General features: G+C 43.4%; 16 protein-coding genes and 2 pseudogenes. 11 read left to right on the top strand and 7 right to left on the bottom strand.

Features of this window, described 5'->3' with window-relative positions:
* Window positions 1-74 precede the first annotated feature (74 nt).
* Both AC5O63_RS01510 and AC5O63_RS01505 read right to left on the bottom strand, forming a co-directional pair.
* Window positions 75-752 (bottom strand): DUF429 domain-containing protein, encoded by a 678-nt coding sequence (locus tag AC5O63_RS01510; protein ID WP_137356968.1) that lies wholly within the window; start codon window positions 750-752, stop codon window positions 75-77.
* Window positions 753-761: 9 nt separating this feature from the next.
* A complete protein-coding gene (locus AC5O63_RS01505; protein WP_137356969.1) occupies window positions 762-1454 on the bottom strand; it encodes a hypothetical protein in 693 nt (230 codons plus the stop codon).
* A 309-nt stretch (window positions 1455-1763) separates the two neighbouring features.
* Here AC5O63_RS01505 and AC5O63_RS01500 point away from each other — a divergent pair.
* A pseudogene (locus AC5O63_RS01500) lies at window positions 1764-2018 on the top strand (IMP dehydrogenase); the annotation flags it as partial.
* Between the two features lie 105 nt (window positions 2019-2123).
* On the opposite strand, the gene AC5O63_RS01495 reads toward AC5O63_RS01500, so the two are convergent.
* Both AC5O63_RS01495 and AC5O63_RS01490 read right to left on the bottom strand, forming a co-directional pair.
* Window positions 2124-2570, bottom strand: a complete 447-nt coding sequence (locus AC5O63_RS01495; RefSeq protein ID WP_494503638.1) for a DUF1240 domain-containing protein — start codon at window positions 2568-2570, stop codon at window positions 2124-2126.
* 34 nt (window positions 2571-2604) lie between these two features.
* On the bottom strand, window positions 2605-3060 hold the full coding sequence (locus AC5O63_RS01490) for a hypothetical protein (protein WP_494503637.1): 456 nt from the start codon (window positions 3058-3060) through the stop codon (window positions 2605-2607).
* A 540-nt stretch (window positions 3061-3600) separates the two neighbouring features.
* Between AC5O63_RS01490 and AC5O63_RS01485 the strand changes: the two genes are divergently transcribed.
* Together AC5O63_RS01485 and fusA are read left to right on the top strand one after the other, a co-directional pair.
* A complete protein-coding gene (locus tag AC5O63_RS01485) occupies window positions 3601-4377 on the top strand; it encodes a hypothetical protein (protein ID WP_494503636.1) in 777 nt (258 codons plus the stop codon).
* A 341-nt stretch (window positions 4378-4718) separates the two neighbouring features.
* Entirely contained in the window at window positions 4719-6731 is a 2013-nt protein-coding gene (fusA, locus tag AC5O63_RS01480; protein WP_494503635.1) for an elongation factor G, read from the top strand.
* Window positions 6732-7049: 318 nt separating this feature from the next.
* Here fusA and AC5O63_RS01475 read toward each other — a convergent pair whose 3' ends face one another.
* On the bottom strand, window positions 7050-7778 hold the full coding sequence (locus tag AC5O63_RS01475; RefSeq protein WP_494503634.1) for a 4'-phosphopantetheinyl transferase family protein: 729 nt from the start codon (window positions 7776-7778) through the stop codon (window positions 7050-7052).
* Between the two features lie 186 nt (window positions 7779-7964).
* Between AC5O63_RS01475 and AC5O63_RS01470 the strand changes: the two genes are divergently transcribed.
* From AC5O63_RS01470 to AC5O63_RS01450, 5 genes are all read left to right on the top strand, one after another.
* Complete coding sequence (locus tag AC5O63_RS01470) at window positions 7965-8729, top strand: ABC transporter ATP-binding protein (RefSeq protein ID WP_171320874.1); 765 nt, start codon at window positions 7965-7967, stop codon at window positions 8727-8729.
* Window positions 8723-9604, top strand: a complete 882-nt coding sequence (locus AC5O63_RS01465; RefSeq protein ID WP_494503633.1) for an iron-siderophore ABC transporter substrate-binding protein — start codon at window positions 8723-8725, stop codon at window positions 9602-9604. The genes AC5O63_RS01470 and AC5O63_RS01465 overlap by 7 nt, the downstream gene beginning before the upstream one ends.
* Window positions 9601-11577, top strand: a complete 1977-nt coding sequence (fhuB, locus tag AC5O63_RS01460; protein WP_494503632.1) for a Fe(3+)-hydroxamate ABC transporter permease FhuB — start codon at window positions 9601-9603, stop codon at window positions 11575-11577. The genes AC5O63_RS01465 and fhuB overlap by 4 nt, the downstream gene beginning before the upstream one ends.
* Window positions 11578-11674: 97 nt before the next feature.
* Window positions 11675-13915, top strand: a complete 2241-nt coding sequence (locus AC5O63_RS01455) for a TonB-dependent siderophore receptor (protein WP_494503631.1) — start codon at window positions 11675-11677, stop codon at window positions 13913-13915.
* 155 nt (window positions 13916-14070) lie between these two features.
* Window positions 14071-14484, top strand: a complete 414-nt coding sequence (locus AC5O63_RS01450; RefSeq protein WP_494503630.1) for a GFA family protein — start codon at window positions 14071-14073, stop codon at window positions 14482-14484.
* Here AC5O63_RS01450 and AC5O63_RS01445 read toward each other — a convergent pair.
* Window positions 14481-15197: a response regulator gene (locus AC5O63_RS01445; protein ID WP_494503629.1), complete on the bottom strand. Its 717-nt coding sequence runs from the start codon at window positions 15195-15197 to the stop codon at window positions 14481-14483. The two genes, AC5O63_RS01450 and AC5O63_RS01445, sit on opposite strands and share 4 nt — an antisense overlap.
* Entirely contained in the window at window positions 15194-18454 is a 3261-nt protein-coding gene (locus tag AC5O63_RS01440) for a PAS domain-containing hybrid sensor histidine kinase/response regulator (RefSeq protein WP_494503628.1), read from the bottom strand. Before AC5O63_RS01440 ends, AC5O63_RS01445 begins: the two co-directional genes overlap by 4 nt.
* Before the next feature lie 532 nt (window positions 18455-18986).
* On the opposite strand from AC5O63_RS01440, the gene betI reads away from it, so the two are divergent.
* The 3 genes and pseudogenes from betI (at window position 18987) to nagE (ending at window position 21802) form a co-directional block, all read left to right on the top strand.
* Window positions 18987-19583, top strand: coding sequence for a transcriptional regulator BetI (gene betI / locus AC5O63_RS01435; RefSeq protein ID WP_494503627.1), 597 nt, complete (start codon window positions 18987-18989; stop codon window positions 19581-19583).
* A gap of 89 nt (window positions 19584-19672) precedes the next feature.
* Window positions 19673-20227 (top strand): annotated as a pseudogene (locus AC5O63_RS01430) (ATP-binding cassette domain-containing protein); the annotation flags it as partial.
* Between the two features lie 123 nt (window positions 20228-20350).
* On the top strand, window positions 20351-21802 hold the full coding sequence (gene nagE, locus AC5O63_RS01425) for an N-acetylglucosamine-specific PTS transporter subunit IIBC (protein WP_272788263.1): 1452 nt from the start codon (window positions 20351-20353) through the stop codon (window positions 21800-21802).
* Window positions 21803-21858: the final 56 nt, after the last annotated feature.

Here is a 21858-nt window from a genome sequence, read left to right as displayed (position 1 = left end):
ACGCCGAGCTTAGGCTCGGCGTGTTGACTAACGTTGGCTGAGTAAAAAGTGATTTCTACGATTTTTTGTTTTTTCTAAATTGTTAACAGTTCGTCTAACGCTTTGCCCAAAGGAAGCACATAACTCCCTTTAGAAGGAGGGTATATTGAAATAGCTGTTTTCTCTGCAAACTTCTTTGCCATGTCATAGGCAACGTATGCATCTAGAATGTCATCATTTTCGGTACATATTTCTGGGAATCCGAGTGTGTCTACAATCAATTTTCTAGAATCTTTTGTTTTCTTGTACACAGGAAATGGTTCTTTCACATCTTTCTCGTACCACATACACGCCATCGATACTGCTGGGTGTACTTCTAGTAAGTATTGACCTTTATGATTTTGAAACGTTTGATGCTCATACAGGCGAAGGGAGTTTAATCGTTCGCCGAATGGAAAACCTAATGCTTCACAAGATATCACCCAGTGAGACAAGCCGGAAAAGGGTAGAGCATTTACAGACTTCTTTTCAAAGCAACCGTCATGAACTTTTTGCTTAACCCATTTTCTCGTTATTTTGTCTACAACCCGGTCAGAATATGAAGAGTTACAAAAGGATAAGGGGGCGTCCCAAGCGATCAAGCAATTTGGTTCTTTTTCAAGGATTAAGTTTATGTAATGCCTAACATTTTGCGGTTTAATAAACTCATAGTCTTTACCAGTCCAAACACAGGTCTCTTTGCCTGAAGCCGGATCTATCCCAATATATTTCATAAGATTCCCTTACGACTTTACATGAGCTTTCTGGTGCCAGCGATAGTAAAGTTCGCTGCCAGCCCAATTTTGGACAGCCTTACCTGTTAGTTGGTTTATCAGTTCATTTAGCTTATTTGTAATTTGTTTCGATCTTGCTTGAACAATGATCCCATCAACAACAGTTACATAGCCTTTCTCGAAAAGATCGTCACATCCAGCTTTGCACATTAACGCTGCTACGTTGTCAAAATCGAGCTTTTCATCAGTGGTACAAGCTGACCTTTTTTTAATGTGTGCAGCTACCAAAAAATCAAAAGGAAAAGTTTCACCACATAAGGTGCATTCAGCAGTTTGACGTCCACGTAGCAAATGAGCTCTCAAGAAACTTTGCTCCTTTCGAACTTTGGCTACTGAGTCACCATCAAGATCTCTTTCTTCTACACTGTCAGACAAAAATTCTGCGGGCTCTAATGATAAGTCTTCTGACACCAAAATCTTGGAATGCGTAATGAAAGAAGGAGCATTTGGAATTTCATCATTGGACATTCTGGCACCATAACCAGCTTTCACGAGCGCAGCAAGCTCGTCTAATGAGTCAGTTCGAACGTAATCCTCTTCAAATCTAGTTAAGCTAGCAACGTACTTAGAATCCTTTTTGCCCTTATGAGGGTAAAGTAGTTTTCCTTTATATTTTCCTCTAGTAACTTTTGCTGTAAGCATACCCACCTTTACCTTTCTAGATAGCAGTTGAATTCAACACAAGAATTGTACTCAGCTCGTGCTGTGGTGTGAAAGAGAGCATAATAACCGAATGCTTAAGTGATAAAAAATTACTAGTATGGATGATCTCTTACTTACTTCCTTCCAAGCTAAATATATTGAAATAAATACTGAATTAGTGGCGACAAAAATGGCGACACTCATTGAGAAACTACGTTAAATAAGGGTCTAAATCGCCATTTTTAACTGTTTTTATATACATATAAAATTCTTTAAGATATTGAAATATAATGACTATGTGGCTTTTGTGTGAAGTTCTACGGCATGACTTCTCAGTCTGCAATGGACAAGCACTCAGGTGGTGTGGCTAAGTACCGCGCAGCTGAAGGAAAAACCGTACTATTGCCATACAGAGGCTCTGTTCACGGCACTATCTCAGACATCCTTGGTGGTGTACGTTCAACGTGTACCTACGTAGGCGCAGCAAAACTTAAAGAGCTAACTAAGCGTACAACCTTCATCCGTGTACAAGAGCAAGAGAACAACGTTTTCGGTAAAGAGTAATTTTACGGATTACTTAAGACATAATTGATAAGAGCCGCGATTGCGGCTCTTTTTGTTTGGTTTCTTCAGTTGATGAACAATTTTAGTTGAACACTACAATTCCAGTTATTCATTGCAAAGTGAAGAGTCTGTTGCAAACTTCTTTGCAAATAGAGGTAGATGGCCTGCTGGAACCCCTTTACATGGCTGTAGTCCGGCCTTCTCATATCTTTTCTCATATACTGAGGGGGTTATTACTGCAACTAAAACAGTAACTATCAAAAGTCCAACTAAAGAAAGTGGTAATACTGCTCCATAACGATCCTCCCATTTTTCTTCAGTAATAACGTAAAATATCCCTAGTATAACTACGATAAACAAACCTATGCCCATAGGTATCGCAGCAAAATCGAAGCGAGAGTATGTTTCTATTTCGTTGATGGGATTACCTAATGCCATTACTTTCTGGAATCCCAAATAAAGACTAGAAAATGATAGAGCAGCCATCACTGCGGTATATACCGCAATCTTGTAGGTCCTTTTAAACTTATTAAGAAGGAAATATGTATTCATAGGGGTTTCGTAACCAAATCACTGATTGAATTTTTTACAAAAACGTTTGAAATGAGGAGCTGCTCATTTCTTTTCCTAAGTTAGTTGCTTTTACAGAGTGAGGCACTGAAAGCAAATTTTTCGCAAATAAAGGGAGGTGACTTGCCGGTATTCCCTCACAAGCTTGAAGCCCAGCATTCTCAAGACGAGTTTCATATATTGAAGGTGTCAACCATGTAATCAAAAACGCTAGAACAAGTGATCCTATAATGGTGTAGCTGAGGGCATTTCCGTAGACATCATCTAGTCGTTTGTTCTTGAGATTAAAATATATAACTACAATTAAAGTAGCCAACAAACCTATACCACACGGTATCATTGCTAATCCGAACCTGTAGTAGATCACTACTTCACCGAACTTAGTTGAGAGTAGGGAGATAGAATTAAATCCAATATACAAGCTAGCTATGGACAGGATAATCAGCAAAACAACGCCTACAAGTGTTTTCATGACTTTGGCTATATTATTTATCGAGATTTTAATGTTCATAATGATTATTTTTGATAGCTAGTTGACCGACGTCTGCAAATAAATTTTAACCTCTTCTTCAACCTCCTTTTTGCTTTTCTCACGCTGGACTTCAACTAACATAGCGGTCAAGCCTAAAAAACTATCGTATATATCTTGTTGAAGCCCTTTGCCTGTCTGAACAGTTTCGTGCAGCGAGGGCTACTGAGCCTGATGCCAGTGAACCGAGCAAAACAGACACTGCCGAGGATTTAACTATCTTAACAATATCTGTTGCTAGTGAGCCAAATAAGTCAGATAAAAGGTGACTAAATGAATGGGCATTTTTACTAAATCATCTTAGATTGGGTTAGCATCACAACTTTTGGTCAGAGCAGTTTTTTCTTTTCCATGGTATGTCTTTGCATTCATGAGCTAAGAACCCCCTTAACACCCAACCATCTTGATTATGCGGTGCAGCTCACTCGCAACTTTCTTTAGCCGTTCTATGCTTTGATTGCTTTAAAATATAAAGAGCGTCAGATGGCTAATAAATTCGGAATACTCACTCTTCATGGGATGGGAAACCAACCTAAGGACTACCACAAAAAATTTATCTCTAGAGTAGAGAAAGAGCTAGGGGTAGATAAAGAATCAATCCCCGTTGAGTCGGTCTATTACCACACGCCAATGCAAGACAATCAAAAAGCGATGTGGGAACGAATGACTAAGGATCATGATTTAGATGTGCGCAAGACCCGTCAATTTATGTTGTTCTCATTTAGTGATGCGGCAAACATTCAAGACTATAGTACACCAGAAAGCCTCGGTTCTGTCGTGACCAGATGTGTTCATGACAAGTTCAACACTTTGTTAGAGGAACTCGACTCCAACGGTGTTATTGTCGTAGTGGCTCAGTCTTTGGGCAATCAGGTATTTTCTAACTATGTCTGGGATATTCAAAACAAGACAGGCATCTTTCGCCCCGGTGGTGAAGATGCGGAGGCGGCACGCGAAAAGCTTAAACGCGTTCGTATTTGGTTTAGCACGGGTAATAACATGCCGCTGTTTGTGTCAGGATTGCACGAAGAGAGTATTAAGGCGATTGAAAAGCCAAGTGATGATTTCGAATGGTGGAATTTCTTCGATGTAGATGATGCGCTTGGTTGGCCTCTCAAGCCAATGGGGGGAGGGTATACGAATGCCCTTAATATAACGGACTTTGAAATCAATACGGGGATGACATTATTGTCTCACAAGTATTACTGGAAAGACCGAGACTTCATTGAGCCGCTTTGTGACAAGCTAAGAACGTTATAGGAAGCACACTAGCGGATGATGATTGGGCTGACCATTTTTTATTGCAACACCAAGAGCTGCAATCGCGGCTCTTTTTGTATCCTTTCAAAGTGCCCTTAAGTTAGGATCTCTAGGCTAATCTCCCCCTCAATTGATGCAGCTCAAATCTTAACCTCTTTGGCTATGAAATAAGTCACATTAAAGTGAGGATATTTGATGCATGCTAAACTCATCTTCAATGAAAGCTGAAGTTGGTCTTTATGCATAGAGTGATCCGCAAAATGACATGGAAGACGAGTAGGCGGTAAGCCCGCCGCTCTACTGCTCACTACGTTCCGTAACTCATTTTGCAAGGAGGCTCTATGCCTATCAATAAGATTCGAAATATCGCATTTGTTGGTCAAACGGGTACTGGCAAAACCACTTTAATCGAAAAGCTTCTCCATACCTGTCAAGCAACAAGAACCCTAGGAAAGGTTGAAAAAGGCGATACCATTACAGACTTCGATGCCCAGTCGATTCAGTATCAACATAGTATCGAAGCCACACCTGTGACTATGCGCTATGACAAGCATCGACTGAACATCATTGACACTCCGGGGCAAAATGAACTGCTTGGTCGGGCGTTAAGTGTCTTTCCCGCAGTAGAAACCTCAGCGCTAATCATCGACCCTCAACAGCCTATCACTCAAACCTCTCAACGTTTATTTGCCTTCGGCCAAGAGCAGAGAAAATGCCAAATGATCATCATCAATAAGCTTGATGTTGCGGCGAGTCAGCTCTCTCAGCTACTGGATGAAATCAGCGATAAATTTGGGGACTACTGCTTGCCGATTAACTTGCCTACGGCTGATGGAAAAGCGGTGGTTGATTGTTTCTTTGAGCCAAACATGAATGTAGAAACGCTGATCAACGATGTCGAAGCAGCTCATGAAACACTTATCGATCAAGTGATTGAGGTTGATGAAGAGTTAATGGAGCTCTATTTAGAGCAAGGTTCGGAGCTAACGCCGCAACAACTGCATGATCCGTTTGAAGAGGCGTTAAGAACCGGGCATATCATCCCAATTTGCTTTGTCTCAGCGGAGACGGGCGCAGGAGTGGATCTACTACTTAGAACTCTGTCTGAAATTATGCCGATGCCAAATGAAGGCAATCCACCTTTGCTAGAGAAAAACGGCAACAAAGTAAAAGTGAACTGCGAAACATTAGAGCACACCGTTGCGCACGTTTATAAGGTCAGCGTTGACCCTTACATGGGCAAACTTGCCTACGTTCGCGTTTTCCAAGGTGAGATCAATGCGGGCAGCCAGCTCTATGTCGGGGAGAGTAATAAAGCCTTTAAAGTGGGTCATTTATACCAGCTGCAAGGTAAAGAACGTACTGAGATCCACCAAGCATTAGCAGGCGACTTTTGCGTACTAGCGAAAGTGGATGAGCTAGAGTTTGACTCTATTTTGCATGACTCACACGACGAAGATGATGTCGAGCTTAAAACACTTAATTTCCCACAGCCGATGTATTCACTGTGTTTGAAGCCGATCAAACGAGGAGACGAGCAGAAGCTTAGCGATGTGCTGAATAAGATCGCGAGTGAAGATCCTTCATTGAGGATTGAACATAGAGCGCGTACCAATGAGACCATTATCAGTGGGCAAGGGGAGTTCCACCTTAAGGTGGCGTTAGAGAAGATGCAATCGGTCTACAAACTTGAAGTTGAAACCGGTCAGCCTAGCGTCGAGTACTACGAAACGATTACTAAACCCGCCGAAGCTCAGTATCGTCACAAAAAGCAAAGCGGCGGTGCAGGGCAGTTTGGTGAAGTACAGTTAAAAGTTGCGCCACTTGAGCGAGGCTCAGGCTTTAAGTTCATTAACAAAGTGGTTGGCGGTGCGATTCCTACCGCGCTTATTCCAGCCGTTGAAAAGGGAATTAAGCAAGCGTTAGAAGAAGGTGCGATTTCAGGGAATCCAATCAAAGATATTGAGGTGACGGTGTTTGACGGCAAGTACCATTCTGTTGACTCGAAAGAAATCGCCTTTGTGATTGCGGGTAAGAAAGCCTTCTTGAAAGCAGTACAAGAAGCGGGGCCGATTGTATTAGAGCCGATTGTGCAGATGGAACTGGCGATCCCAACCCAGTATGTCGGTGATGTCTCGGGAGACTTGTCGGGTAATCGCGGCTTAATTGAGGGTACAGAGCAGATTGACGCGAACTATACCTTGCTGCAAGCCAAGTCTCCTATTAATGAACTGCAAGATTACGCAAGGCGATTACGCTCAATAACGGGAGGTGAGGGCAGCTTTAACATGAGCTTAAGCCACTATGAGCCAGCACCACCTAGTGTACAAAAGCAGGTTTGTGCAGAAACTTAGCAAATAAGGATTAACAATCACCAATAAAGATAAAAAGCCGCATTTGCGGCTTTTTTGATGCTTTCCTAATCTAAGATTATCTTTTGGTTTTTGACTGTTTTAATCATCTTTAGGCGGGCATTTGCACGGTACATCGATATCCGCTGACATAATGGTTTCGACAGTTTGCCCGTTTTTAAGCAGTTGAACTTGATAACCAGTTTGTGGCTTTGGGAATTCAAACAGTCATCGTGTCGGGATTGTGGGTGGTAGTGAGTCAATTTAGGTCTATGTATCAGGGTACGAAATGTCATCGACAGAAATTACCCCAAAATCGTATTAGTTTGGTGTGATACTGAGGGCCAAAGTGACTATATGCGTATCGTGTAACTGGTAGTGACACACAAGTTGATGTGGGAATCCTTTAACCGCCAAATAATCTGAGCAAGCAAAATGTAAGGAATGTGCTTTGGCATCAATTAATTCCACGACATCAAAATCAAGGACTTCTTTTACTTGTGGGTAGATAGCTTTATACAGCGCTTCTTTGGCAGAAAATATAAGGGTCACTTTTTGCTGATAGGAAAGATGAGTATCTTGCAGCCTTTCTATCTCTACATCTGTGCAAACAAGAGCTGCGACGTCGTCTGTTTCTTCACTTGAAAACCAGTGCTGGATGTCGATACCTAAGTGAGTATCAGGAATTTTTTCACTTGGGATTGTTGCTGCAATAGCAAGGTTTTGACTGTGAGAGATTGAGCCTTTCAGCGCTTTAGGGAAAAGCGGGGAACGATCTGGATTGATCTCAACGCTTTGGTCTTGATCGAACGCATTCATTGAATAGTGAGCTGCGACGCGACCCGCTATGAATTCAGCTTGGCGCTTATGATTGGCTTGTCTTAGTTGTAACGGCAGCCACTGTGATAGTTGTAAATCCAACGAAAAGTGAGAGACATCGTATTTTACAACACAGATATTGATTATTCGCTCAGGTATGGAAAAGGAATAGTTTGGACATCTGGTTAACCATGGTTTCGATAAAGTTACTGATGCCAATCGTTTGTCCATTATTCTTCGCTAACTCACTCTTTTACACTCGCAGATTACCCTAACAATTATCCCAATAAATGCAAATGCAAATGCAAATGAAAATGGTTTGCATTTATATATTTACTGTTATATAAATTCCACCTTGTTAATCAATCGTGTTGTATTGATTAACCCTATGTAAAAAGAGAGTTTAAGGGAAAAGATATGCTCGAAGCTAGAAAGCTAGCATTTAGCGTTGGTGACAGAGCGCTGCTGTCAGATTTTGATATGAATTTTGAACCAGGCAAAATTTATGCACTCGTCGGCCACAATGGTTCTGGTAAATCGACGCTACTTAAACTTCTTGCCCAACAACAAAAATCAACCGATGGGGATGTTGTGTTGCAGGGCAAATCAGTCTCCCAATGGTCTGATAAAAAATTCGCTCAACAAATTGCTTATCTTCCTCAACATCTTCCACCAACAGATAGTTTATCGGGCAAAGATCTAGTCAGTTTTGGCCGCTACCCATGGCACGGCTTACTTGGGCGTTTAACTAGCCAAGACAAGCAGTTCATTGAACAAGCCATGCAAATGACCGATACCACCAAGTATGCAGATCGCCTTGTGGATACGTTGTCGGGCGGTGAACGGCAGCGAGTTTGGTTAGCCATGCTATTGGCACAAAGGACACAATATCTACTACTTGATGAACCTTTGTCAGCGCTTGATATCGCTCATCAAGTTGAAATGCTCGAACTGATCAAAAAACTCGCGACTGAGCTTGAGTTAGGTGTGTTAATCGTAATTCACGATATTAATATGGCTGCGCGCTTTTGCGATCATATTGTCGCGCTGCATAGCGGTAAGATGATTGCGCAAGGTTCGGTATCGGAAGTTTTCACTGAACCTCAATTGCACGATATATACGGAATCAAAATGCAGATAACGGATCATGCGGCAGGTTATCCGGTGGCAATGCCATGCTAGGTTTTAAAACAATTACTTCTTTTTGCCTTCTAGCCTCTGCAGTAGTGACGCCTGCATTGGCGGAAGAGAAGCATTTAGATACTCCGTTGCGAGTGATGTCGATTGACTGGTCTCAAACAGAAACCATGATTGCGCTAGGTATCACGCCAGTCGCATCTGCACAGCAATCTGATTATAACGATTGGGTCAGAAGTCCTAAGATTCCCGCTGAAACTGTCGATGTAGGTCTGAGAACTCAGCCTAATCTAGAAAGGCTTTCAGAATTAGAGCTAGACACAATTTTCCTTTCTCCGAGATTCTCTTCTCTTGAAACTCAGCTTTCTCGCATTGCACCAGTAAAAATTCTTGGTTTATACAAGGTCGGAGAGGTGAATTGGGATGCCGTAACAGACTTTACTCGTCGTATGGCAAAAGAAGTGAACGCAGAGAGCCAAGCCGAGCAGCTTATCGCTGATAGTGAGCAAGAGTTAAAATCGCTTAAGAGCAAACTGCCACCCAAGCTTGCTCCGGTGTTACTTGTTCAGTTTATGGATACCAAGCATGTGCGCGTGTTTGGGGAAAATAGCATTTATAAAGTGGCGTTGAATCAACTCGGGATTCAAAACGCTTGGAACAAAGAAACCAATGCGTGGGGCTTCAATTTAACAGGTATCGACAAGTTACAGGGTATCGAAGGGCAGATTGTAGTGATTGAGCCGCTGCCTGCAGGAGTTAAAGAGCATCTAGCACAAGATCAATACTGGCAATATTTAGTTAAGCAAACAGGTCACCCTTCATTATTGGTTGAGCCGACTTGGAGCTTTGGCAGTCTGCCTTCCGCGTTGCGTTTTGCCAATCTGATCACGGCTGCATTGACTGAAGAGGTAACACAATGAGAATTCTATCTCTAAGTCTTGTTGCGATACTTGCGGCATTTATGCTGACAATCGTTGGATTCCAATTAAACGCATCAGGTAATTTTTCTAAGGGTATTAGCAGTTTGTTTCAAGCGGATTGGATGTCCCCAGAATCCGTTAAGCTTCACCTAACCTGGTGGCCTAGATTCTTTACTACATTAATTGCTGGCGCTGCATTAGCCGCTGCTGGAGTTTTGATGCAACAGGTACTGCGCAACCCACTTGCCTCTCCTTCAACGTTAGGCGTTGCGAGTGGTGCAAGTTTTGCGCTTATGCTGGCAACCTTGTACGCCCCATGGTTGCTGACTTTTTCCAAGTCTCTTATCGCGCTGGTTGGTGGTGTCGGTACCATGGCCTTGGTGTTTGCACTATCATGGCGTCGTGCTTTATCGCCCACCGTCGTCGTTGTTTCAGGCCTAGTAATCAATCTCTATTTCGGAGCGGTCAGCACGGTTCTCCTGATGATGAACCAAGACCAGTTAGCGGGTTTAATGATTTGGGGGGCGGGTTCGCTTGTGCAGACAGGATGGGCAGATATCGCTTACCTTGCACCAAGATTAGCGTTGGCGATCGGCATCTCTTTCTTATTCGTTAAGCCGTTAACTCTATTGGAGTTATCGGAAGAGGGCGCTAAGAGTCTAGGCGTTTCATTGGCTAAATTGCGGGTAATCTGTCTTGGCTTAGCTGTGCTACTCACTTCTTGGGTGGTCGCAAAGGTTGGTGTAATCGGTTTTGTTGGATTAGCGGCACCGGCTATTACTCGTGCAACCGGTGTCCATCGCTTAGTACCCAAACTAATCGTTTCTATGCTGCTAGGTGGTTTACTACTGACATTAACAGATTTACTTATTCAGCAGCTTCCGGGCATCGCCGCGATGATTATTCCTACTGGTGCAGCCACAGCAGCACTTGGCGCACCTTTATTACTTTGGCTGTTGCCTAGGTTATCAATGCGAAGTCAAACCCAGACGCAAACAGTGATGACGCGCCATAGTGCGCAAGTGAAATCACTTAATCGCAATGCGATTGCCTTGGTCGCGATTATACTGCCGATTACTTTGTTTGTTTTTAGTACCATTTCGGTTCAGAGTACAGGTTGGCAATGGTTAGTCTCTTCTGGTGAGTGGAACTTATTAGAATGGCGATGGCCGAGATTAGTCGCTGCAGCGCTAGCAGGGGTGATGCTGGCTTGCGCGGGAACGGTAATCCAAAGGTTAAGCGGTAATCCAATGGCAAGTCCTGAAGTGATAGGTATCAGTTCTGGTACGGCTTTGGGGTTAATCATTGCGATGTTCTCTGGTATTGGCGTGAGCTTAATCGGGCTGTACTTAGGCGGTTTGTTAGGCGCTTTGGCCTCTCTGTCGGTAATTGTTTTGCTTAACCGTAAGTCTGGTTTTCAACCTGAGCGTGTTTTGCTGACAGGTGTTGCTATTACTGCGCTGATGAATGCCGTACAAAGCTTTGTTCTTGCGGGAGGAGATCCTCGCAGCTATCAAGTATTAGCGTGGCTTTCTGGCTCAACCTATTACGTTACTGAAGCAACACTTATTCCATTGGCTGTGGCAGCTATCGTTCTAGTCGGACTGAGTTTTGTTACTGCTCGATGGTTAGACATTCTCCCATTAGGTGAGGCCAGTTCCCGCGCAGTTGGAGTTAAGGTGGGGCAGGCAAGAGGCTTATTATTACTACTTGTTGCCTTGTTGACAGTGAGCGCGACTTTGGTGGTTGGCCCTCTGAGTTTCATTGGCTTGATGGCTCCTCATTTAGCACGTCTGTTCGGGTTTAGTCGAGCCCGTGAACATCTTATCTGTTCGGCACTTGTCGGCATGGGCTTAATGCTACTTGCGGATTGGCTAGGTCGTCAGATGTTATATCCACAAGAAATTCCCGCAGGCTTAGTGGCATCTCTGATTGGTGGTATGTACCTGATGTGGGGACTTCGTAGACTCTAAAATCGATTTGGGGGAATGATGCTCATCTTCCCCTCTATTTCAATATTCATAGATAATGATAATCACAATAAAACACATAAATATTTAGGAGAAAGATATGAAGCCGCAGTTTATGCTGAGCCCAGCTTGCTTAGCAGTCACGTTTGCCTTGTCTGTTGGAGTCGCTAATGCAGCGGAAGATGAAACGGTAGTGGTGGTTGGTCAGCAACATGAAAGCTCGGTAGGGCCCGATTTCAGTTATCTAGGACAAAAGAGTCGAACAGCGACCAAAACAGACTTAGCTATTCATGAAACACCTCGCGCAGTTTCTGTTGTCACACGAGAGCAAATGGATGACCGAGCGTCTATCAGTATCTCGGATGCACTTCAGTACACTCCAGGTATTCAAGCTAACCATTACGGTGATGACAACAAGCAAGATTGGTTTGTTGTGCGAGGTTTCGCCCAAGCGGGGACGGGTCTTTATCAAGATGGTACACGCCTTTACTCAGCTGGCTTTTACAGTTGGCAAATTGACCCGTTTGGTTTAGAGCGAGTTGAAATTCTGCGTGGCCCAGCCTCAGTACTCTATGGACAAAACCCACCAGGCGGTTTGATCAATACGGTAAGTAAACGCCCGCAGTTTGACGGTGGCTCTGGTCAGGTCGCGTTAGAGTATGGTTCGTTCGATAGAAAGCAAATTAGCCTAGATGTAAACCGAGAGATCAATGAAGATGTTGCGTTTCGCTTGGTTGCTATGGGTCGTAAGAACGGTACAAAAGTTGATAATGTTGATGCTGAGCGCATTTTAATTGCCCCTTCTTTAGCATGGAACATTAGCGACAAGACGAACATTACCTTCTTAACCAGTTATCAAAAAGATGATTCAAAGCCGTATTTGCAATTCTTGCCTGTTGAAGGCACGTTGACGCCTAATAAAAATGGTCAGATTCCTGATAATTTAGCTATCGGCAATCCGGATTGGGAAAAATTTGAACGTGAACAACTCTCAGTGGGCTATGAGTTTGAACATCAATTCAATGACACTTTAAGCTTTGGTCAATCAACGCGCTATAGCCGTATGGATATTGATTTACGCCAGATGTACTTCTCAATGTATGCTGCTGATGCGCCTACCATACAAACTCAGGTGGGTCCTGTTAACTTAGGGCAAGTCTTAGAGCCAACAAGCTCGCGACAAACGATTGTGAGAAATGCGACGACGGATAAAGGTCACTCAGATGCGTTCAATATTGATAACCGTCTTGTGTATAAATTCCGTACGGGCGCCGTGCAACACACGCTCTTAACAGGTATCGATTACCAACAAATCAAGATTGATAGCCAAGATTATTCAGCTGATCCGACTGTAGCCGATGGAAATGGCACAACGGCTTTAGGTACCGCGGATCCGACGTTCAACATGTTTAATCCGACGTACACAAATAACGTAGTACTGCTGCATCCGAAAACACTCCAGCCGTTAACGGATGCTGATCTAGAAACGACGATTACCAAAAACCGTCAAGTTGGTTTTTATCTGCAAGATCAAATGCGAATTAATGATTGGGTCGTGCAAGCCGGCGTGCGTTACGATGATACATCTAATGAGCAACGTAACCAGACAACTGGTACAGCGTATGAAGCTGATTACCAAGAATGGACTTCAAGTGCTGGTGTGGCGTATGTCATGAGCAATGGCTTTACGCCTTATGCTAACTACGCGCAATCTTTTGAACCACAAATCCGTTCTGTAACCAATCAACCAGCGAAGCCAGAGCGTGGGGAGTCGTTTGAAATTGGTTTGAAGTATCAGCCTAGAAGCTTTGATGGTTACTTTAATCTGTCTGTTTATGACGCCGCTAAGACGGATGTGGTTCAAGTCGATGGTTCAGATATTAAGCAAGTGGGTGAGATCCGTAACCGAGGTATTGAACTTGAAGCCGTTGCCAATGTCACTCAATCTCTAACTCTGATCGGTAACATCACTCATCTTGATTCTGAAATCAAAGATGACAAAGACAAGTCGCTTGTTGGTAAAACGCCGCAGCAAGTAGCGGACACGCTAGCTTCGGCTTGGGCTAAGTACCAGTTCTTTGGTGGCGCCCTTAACGGTCTAAGTGTTGGTGGTGGTGTTCGTTATACAGGTGATACTTATGCGGGCAACGACAATAGCAAAAAAGTCTCCGCTTATACGCTTTATGATGCGACGGTGAGTTACCGTTTCCAAGACTATAAGGTCCAAGTGGCAGCGAAAAACATCTTTGACAAACAGTACATCTCAACATGTACAAGCAATCACTGGTGTTACTACGGCGATCGCCGCAACGTCATTGCTAGCTTAAGTTACGATTGGTAACGACGACTACTCAACACCTCACTCTTTAGAATGGGGTGTTGTTTTTGGTTAACTACTGAGCAAACGACTCCTGCTGGCAGTCCGCTAGAAATTCTTTTACTATGATTCACAAAGGTCAATGTTAACTATGTGAACCGTTGTAAAAGGAAGTGCTAATGAGTTACCTAGTAGAAGGTTCTTGTCAGTGTGGACAAGTGTCATACAAATTAAACCAACCACCTAAAATGGTCATTGCGTGCCATTGTATAGAATGCCAAAAGCTATCAACAGCTCCATTCAGTGTTACTGCGGTGGTCGGTACCGAAGATATTGAATTTGATGGTGAACTAAAAGAGTGGCAGCGTCTGGCGGAGAGTGGCAACAAAAACTACGCCAAATTTTGCCCTGAATGTGGTAACCGAGTTTATCATTTCAACCCAGACGATCAGTCAACCCTGAAGCTTAAGCTAAAAGCCAGTACACCAACCAATCATGATGTTTTTGAACCAACGGTACATGTTTGGGTGAGCGAGAAACAAGATTGGTATCAGTTGCCTGACGGTATAAAAGCCTTCGACAAACAACCTTAATCTTCATACACCAGTTGAGTTTCATCCATTCGAGCGTAAAAAGAATGGACTTCGATGATTGTACTTAGCTCATTTAAACGACGGATTAACTTAGCGTTAAGTTTTGTCCCTGCTTTAAGTAAGCAGCCGCCCGTTTTTACGCAGATATTTTCGAGTACAATCATTCCTTCTTTAAGCTCAGATAGGGTTCCTATTTCAATGACTTGGGAGGAAACTTCTCGTATTTTAGGAGAGTTATCTTCGCTCACAGTTTCAGAAGGCTCAAAGCTGACCTCTGTTGTTGCCGTATCATAGAGGTGCTTTTGATATAAACGTTTTGGTTCAGAGACAGCGGATTTTATCTGCTCTTGAGCGCTCTGAACGGTGATCGGTTTCACTAAAAACGCGTCAACTTCTAACGTCATACAACTTGCTATTGTCGCCGTGTCAGAAAGGGTCGTCACAGCAATTATGCTAGTCAATTCAGACGCGCCAGATTCTCCTTCACGTACTGTTTTAACCAACTCCAATCCATTCACTTTGGGCATGTTAATGTCGGTAATGATCAGGTCTACATGGTGCCTGTTTAACTTTGTCAGTGCTTCTTCACCATCTTGGGCACTGAGTAAGTTCTCATATCCTGCTCTGACAAGCATATTGATCAGGGCTTTGCGTGAGAACTTATGGTCTTCAACAATGAGTATCGTGTAGTCGCGAGGGATAAATTGAGTCATAACGAAGCTTCCGTACTTTCTATGATCGATTGTTCGATAAGGTAGACCCTTAACTTCTCTGCTTCTGTTTTGCTTTCCATTAAAGTGCTAGAGAGGGCGTTCCAATCTTTTTGTGGTGCGATGTTTTGTATTTTCTCAAAGGTCTCAGCTAAGTTCTGTGCACCTGCTGAACGGGCTGCACCCTTCGCCGCATGTGCGATTTTCTGAAGATTAAGTTCGTCTTGCTCCAATAGGGCGTGCTCTGCTGAAGTAAGATCTTCTGCAACGGACTCCCAATAGCCTTCGAGTAGGGGTGAGACTATCGATGAGTCTGTTGTTCCAAGTATTTCTTTGAGAGATTGCATACAGATTGGAGAGTCAATGTCCTCTGCATTTGTATTAATAGGTTTAATTGTTTGGGGGGGGGCGGGTGACAGCGTCAACCACTTGATAATTGAGGTATTAAGTTTTTTCAGTTCGACAGGTTTGGTGAGGTAATCATCCATACCACATGTCATGCATTGCTCAGAGGCTTCTTTCATTGCATTAGCCGTAATGGCAATGATTGGGATATGGCCTAGGTCCTTGTCATCACGCTCCATCTGGCGAATTTGGCTAGTAAGTTCATAGCCATCCATCACGGGCATATGGCAGTCAGTGAGAATTAAGTCAAAGTTTCCGGATTGCCACATATGCAATGCTTCTTGACCTTGCGTGGCGATTTCGCATTGGTAACCTAAATGGGAGAGTTGACGCTTTAGCACATCTCGATTGGTTGGCTGATCGTCGACCACGAGAATCAACTCTTCTCGAGGTTCGTCAATAATCAAAGCATCGGTTGTGTTTTCTATATGAGCGATGTCTGGGCTTAGATGCCCCTTTATAACTGAAATCGCTGTAGTGAGCTCGCTAGGTTTAAACGGGCTACAGTTCATAATGTACGTGTTGGTTTTCAAAAAGCCAGTTTTTGCACCAGCGTCGGAAGTAAATAGAATAAGTTTATTCTTATCGAGTTGTTCTTGTTCAAAAGAAGACAGCTTACCTTCAGTATAGTTGTGATAAATGTCAGGGCCGAAGATCACAACATCGATTTCTATCTCGGTTTTTTCAGCATGATTGAGGACAGTAATTGCGCGTGGAACAGTAGGGACGAAATGTACCTTGCAGTCATAGTTAGATAGGTTGATGTCGCAGAAAGTAATCACATCTTGTTCGTTAGAGACTAGCAACACCCGGGTGCCATTGATGTATTGTGGAATAAGATCTTCCGGCGGCGATTCAACTTCTATAAATGGCAACTCTAGAGTGAATCGGCTACTGACACCAAACTGACTTTCAACGTTTATACTGCCACCCATAAGGTCTAGAAGTGAATGAGTAATAGAAAGCCCCAACCCTGTCCCGCCGTAGAGGCGTGTGGTGCTTGTATCGGCTTGCGTGAAGGCTTTAAACAGGTTTTCTTGTTGTTCCTCCGTCATACCAATACCGTTGTCCTCCACCATGAGGTCAATGCAAGGAGCGATACCATTTGAACCCAAAGAAGCAGAAACCCATACTTTACCTTTTACCTCACTCGTACTATCGGTAAATTTCACCGCGTTACCGACCAAATTGAGCATGATTTGGCTAATTCGGACACTATCACTCATTATCACTTTGGGTAAATTAGGATCGTAGGTTAAGTACATATCGATCCCTTTATTGTTTGCTTGAAGATAGAGAACATCAAGCGAGCGTTCTAATAGGTTCTGCAGCTCAACAGGAGCACTCTCTAGCCTCATTTGTCCGGCTTCAATTTTGGAAAAGTCTAGAATGTCATTAATGATATGAAGTAGGGTTAATGCCGAGTCTTTGATGGTGGAAACCATAGCTCTCTGTTCGGAATCAAGTTCGCCTTCACTCAGTAGGCTCAGCATACCGACAACGCCATTCATTGGCGTTCTAATCTCATGGCTCATATTGGCCAAAAACATTGACTTGGCTTCATTCGCCGCCTGAGCAATTTCACTTTCTTGCTGTAAAGAAGCCTGAGCTTTTTTCTCTTTGGTGATGTCAATGTTCACTCCACCCATGCCAATAGCGGTATTGTTGTCTGCAGCGAAAACAACATCTGCAGCTGCTTTGACCCAGCGAATATCACCACTTGGTAGTAGGATTCGGAATTCAGCATTGAACTGACTCAAGTTATCGCGTGCAGAAAGCAGAGCTTGCTCTGCGAAATCAACGTCTTCAGGGTGGACCCTTTCTTGCCACATAGCGTAGTTGTTTTCGCATGATTGTGAGTCAACGCCATAAATATCGTACATTCGAGCGTCCCAAGTTACTTCGTTACTTTCGAAATCCCAGCTCCATATCCCGATACCTCCGGCTTGTGTGGCCAAGTTTAAATTTCGAACCACACTTTCTAATTCGGACTCACTGCGCTTAAGTTCCAATTTAGCATCGTGCTCTGAACTTCTGTCGTGAAGGGTGATGAGAATGTATTTACAGTTCTTAATCGAGATATAACGAGTAGCGGCTGACAGAGAAAGTACTTCATTTTCACGATGAACATAAAAAATTTGGTTGAGCGATACCTCTTGGAACATTGGAACTTGTTTAAGCTGCTGTTCGAGGTGCGAAGGTTTGAGATCACCGAGTAGTGAACTGATATCTAAACCTAAAATGTCGGTTCTTTGGTGGCAAAAAAGTGATAATGCAGAGTCATTGGCATCAAGTACTTGGTTGCTCTCGTTAAGCAAGATCATTGCGTCGACCGCTTGCTCGAAAATAACGCCAATTTGCAGTTCGTGTTCGTTAATACGTTTGTTTTGTTGTGCAACCAGCTCTTTTAACTGTCGATTGCTGTTTCTTAACGCTGCTTTGGCTTTTTGTATTTCAGAGATATTGGTATTGGTAATCACCAAATAATTGAGAGAACCATCCTCCCTGAACATAGGTTGGATATCGACTTTTACCCACATACTGGCATTACCAGGTCGAACGATAAAGTTTGAACATGTTCCAGCATCTGCAGCCGTTTGAAGTTTATCCAGGTCGGCGCTAGAAAGGAGCGGAGAGAAAAACTGACTCAGACTTTGACCTACTACGGTAGAGTTTTTACATCCATACAGTTGCCCAAAAGCAGGGTTGGCATAAAAGATGGAATGAGAGCCTCGGACGCCGTCACATATGAAGACGCCTTCTGGTAGAACATCTAACACACTTTTCTTTATTTCATCGGCAGGAGGGCCGTGTCTGTCCTTTTTAGAAAGGATAGAGGAAAAAGGATTCTTCATGGTGCCAACCTTGGTCTTGTTACTTTTTCAATCCATTGACTCATAATTGTTATGTGTACTATTTCATAATATAGTTTGCGATAAGCGCTTGAGCAAACGGTATTAACTGGTGATGTTGATGTTTTGACTTAGTGAGGGTGGAAGTATTTTGTGACTCTATCAGTGTTAAAACGGCATTGTGATTTGGATACTTGAGTAAATATTTAGTGTTCGAATTAAAATGTCACGTCTGAGTTTTTAAGTGGTAGGTTTTACGTGCTAGCTTCGCGTGTTTTTCTGTAGCGTGATATCAATGCGCTGAAATGATAATTAAATAAGTTGTTGAATTATATTGGTTATAATTGGTTGCCAACGTGCCTTGCTAAGAACAATAGCTTGCGTTGCTTAGTCTCTATTTCAATTTGAGTTCGTAGTGTTATGGCTCAAGTTTTCATTTTTAATAGCACAATTTATAAAAAATAATTTGAGTACGAATGAAAAATCAGGCATTTTATATTTAATTGATCGTTCAATTAAAAAAAGGAGTAATGAAATGCCGAAGGTTGGTATGCCTGATATTCGTAAGCCTCAGCTTGTACAAGCAACGATGGCGGTGATCGATCGTGTGGGATTACAATCGGCAAGTATTTCTCTTATCAGCAAAGAGGCTGGCGTCTCATCTGGGATCATTAATCATTACTTTGGTGGTAAGCATGGATTGCTTGAAGAAACGATGCGCGAGATTTTGCGTCAGCTTTCATCCACCGTAACGCAAAAGCTCAACCAACTGCCAAAAGAAGCTCACCAACAACGTATTAACGCCATCATTGATGGCAATTTTGTCGGTTATCAAGCAGAAAACAAAGTTGCCAAAACTTGGTTGGCATTCTGGTCTTACTCAGTCCATGACCCTGAGCTGAAACGTCTTCAAAGGGTCAATGAAAAACGTTTGCTGTCCCATTTAAAAATTGAATTAAAGAATTTGTTTGAAAAGGAGCAGGCAGAGATCATTGCTCATGGTATTGCTGCTCTGATAGATGGCATCTGGCTGCGTGGAACGCTCAACCCGCAAGGTATTGATGCCGAGAAAGCAAGAATAATCATCAATGATTACTTAGACAAACAGCTCACTTTCTACTCTCAAAAATAATCATAAAAGTCAGATCTTCACATGGAAATGAAATCACTATTCATAAATGGCAAACCCTGCCATGCAATCTCTAACGAGACCTTTACTACCTACAATCGCAAAGTAAGCTGAACAAAACAATCTTATTTGTCAGTCACGATTTGGACGAGGCACTTAAGATAGGAAACAACATCGCGATTATGGAATCAGGTAAGCTCATTCAGCATGGTAAGCCTGAACAAATCATTCTCTCACCGGAAACGGATTACGTTAAAGACTTTGTCGCTCATACTAATCCTCTTAATGTGCTTAAAGGTCGTTCATTAATGCAGTCACGGGAAGAGCTAGCAAGACGAAATGATCAGTGGGAGATTTGTTCATCAGACGAGCTTTGGGTTGAGCAACTTCCCCAAGGTTTGAGTTTGGTTGATTCGAATAAAACGCTAGTGGATTGGAATGACGATTCTCTTGAAATAGATGACATCAACAGCACTATGGTGGTTCAAGCAAGCCCGGATATAGGAATGCGCGAGGCGATTGAGCTTAAACAGCGCAGCAATCAGCCTATTTTATTGGTCGAAGAAGATGAGCTTGTAGGAGTTCTCACGGACAATGAGCTCTATGATGCCTTGCTGGGTAACTTCAAAACCAAGCAGGTCGCTTAACCAAAATGCCCAGCCTGTTAGGTTGGGCATTTTTCATTAACAAATCTTAATCTACACTCAACTCTGCCTTAATCTCACTCTTAGTACTCTTTGGGAATAACGAAAACCAAAGGGGACAAAAAGGTGAATATACTAGGATATCTACAAAAAGTCGGTAAGGCGCTGATGGTGCCTATCGCAGTTCTGCCAGCGGGTGGTTTAATGCTCGGATTTGGCTATGCGCTTGACCCTACGTGGGGTTCGGGCGGAAGCGCGTTGGCGAGCTTTCTTATTTATGCGGGCAAGGCGATCATGGATAACCAAGCCTGGTTGTTTGCTGTTGGTGTCGCATTTGGTATGGCGAAAGACAATAACGGTGCAGCAGCACTGGCAGGTTTGATTGGTTTGTTTATTGTGCAAACTCTGGTCTCAGATCCTGCGGTCATTTCTATGCTAACGGGAACGCCTGTTGCGGATATGAGTAAGGAATCTGTTATCGCGTACGGGGCTGTGGTCAACGCCTTTACGGGAATTCTAACGGGTATTATTGCAGGAGAGCTCTACAACCGCTTCCATAATATTCAACTGCCGTCGGTATTGGCATTCTTTGGTGGACGCCGTTTTGTGCCGATTATTACCTCGGCAGTAATGTGTGTTGTGGCTTACATTCTGATTGTGGTTTGGCCTGTGGTCTATGTTGCACTGGTTAATTTTGGTAAGAGCTTTATTGACCTTGGTCCGGTTGGCGCTGGCCTGTATGGTTTCTTTAACCGTCTGTTGATTCCACTTGGCCTACACCATGCTTTGAACCAAGTATTCTGGGCTGACCTTGCCGGTATAAACGATATCTTCAACTTTTGGAACAATACTGGTGAGCTTGGTATTACAGGTCGTTATATGGCTGGCTTCTTCCCTGTCATGGGCTATGGTCTACCGGCAGCTGGCCTAGCAATTTACCACTGTGCTAAGCCAGAGAACAAAGCTAAAGTTGGCTCAATTATGTTGGCGGCAGGTACAACTGCAATTGTAACTGGTGTGACAGAGCCGCTTGAATTTGCGTTTATGTTTGTTGCACCAGTACTGTTTGTGATTCATGCCGCATTGACTGCAGCGTCAATGACGATTGCTGCCACCTTCCAGTGGACAGCAGGCTTTACATTCAGTGGTGGTCTGATCGACTTCTTGCTCTCTATGAACCTTCCACTGGCGAACAAACCCTATATGCTCGTCGTTCAAGGGCTCTGCTTTGCAGCCTTGTACTATGTTGTATTCCGATTCGCTATCACGAAATTTGACCTTAAAACACCGGGTCGTGAAGATGAATCAGAAGTTAGTGCGGTTGCAGCATCGACGGACAAAGCAAAACTGGCTGCTCAGTACACTGAAGCTTTAGGTGGAAAATCTAACCTAGAGAGTATCGATGCCTGTATCACTCGCCTTCGCTTGGCAGTGCATGACATGAGTAAAGTTGATGAAGCTGCTCTGAAAGAGTTGGGCGCAATGGGAGTAGTAAAACTGAACGAGCATAATGTTCAGGTCATACTGGGCCCTGAAGCTGAGTTAGTGGCTGGAGAGATGAAAGCTCTACCTGCCTAGTCAGTGAGGTTAAGCTCTGAAAACCCATGATAGAAAGGCAGCTTGATTCAAAGCTG

This window comes from Vibrio sp. SCP2 (genome assembly GCF_059295395.1).
This window is presented reverse-complemented; position numbering and strand designations above follow the sequence as displayed.

Bases quoted from the DNA above. Each gene is read 5' to 3' on its own strand.
- AC5O63_RS01510 (WP_137356968.1), bottom strand. From the start codon at position 752: ATGAAATATATTGGGATAGATCCGGCTTCAGGCAAAGAGACCTGTGTT.
- AC5O63_RS01505 (WP_137356969.1), bottom strand. From the start codon at position 1,454: ATGCTTACAGCAAAAGTTACTAGAGGAAAATATAAAGGAAAACTACTT.
- AC5O63_RS01495 (WP_494503638.1), bottom strand. From the start codon at position 2,570: ATGAATACATATTTCCTTCTTAATAAGTTTAAAAGGACCTACAAGATT.
- AC5O63_RS01490 (WP_494503637.1), bottom strand. From the start codon at position 3,060: ATGAAAACACTTGTAGGCGTTGTTTTGCTGATTATCCTGTCCATAGCT.
- AC5O63_RS01485 (WP_494503636.1), top strand. From the start codon at position 3,601: ATGGCTAATAAATTCGGAATACTCACTCTTCATGGGATGGGAAACCAA.
- fusA (WP_494503635.1), top strand. From the start codon at position 4,719: ATGCCTATCAATAAGATTCGAAATATCGCATTTGTTGGTCAAACGGGT.
- AC5O63_RS01475 (WP_494503634.1), bottom strand. From the start codon at position 7,778: ATGGACAAACGATTGGCATCAGTAACTTTATCGAAACCATGGTTAACC.
- AC5O63_RS01470 (WP_171320874.1), top strand. From the start codon at position 7,965: ATGCTCGAAGCTAGAAAGCTAGCATTTAGCGTTGGTGACAGAGCGCTG.
- AC5O63_RS01465 (WP_494503633.1), top strand. From the start codon at position 8,723: ATGCTAGGTTTTAAAACAATTACTTCTTTTTGCCTTCTAGCCTCTGCA.
- fhuB (WP_494503632.1), top strand. From the start codon at position 9,601: ATGAGAATTCTATCTCTAAGTCTTGTTGCGATACTTGCGGCATTTATG.
- AC5O63_RS01455 (WP_494503631.1), top strand. From the start codon at position 11,675: ATGAAGCCGCAGTTTATGCTGAGCCCAGCTTGCTTAGCAGTCACGTTT.
- AC5O63_RS01450 (WP_494503630.1), top strand. From the start codon at position 14,071: ATGAGTTACCTAGTAGAAGGTTCTTGTCAGTGTGGACAAGTGTCATAC.
- AC5O63_RS01445 (WP_494503629.1), bottom strand. From the start codon at position 15,197: ATGACTCAATTTATCCCTCGCGACTACACGATACTCATTGTTGAAGAC.
- AC5O63_RS01440 (WP_494503628.1), bottom strand. From the start codon at position 18,454: ATGAAGAATCCTTTTTCCTCTATCCTTTCTAAAAAGGACAGACACGGC.
- betI (WP_494503627.1), top strand. From the start codon at position 18,987: ATGCCGAAGGTTGGTATGCCTGATATTCGTAAGCCTCAGCTTGTACAA.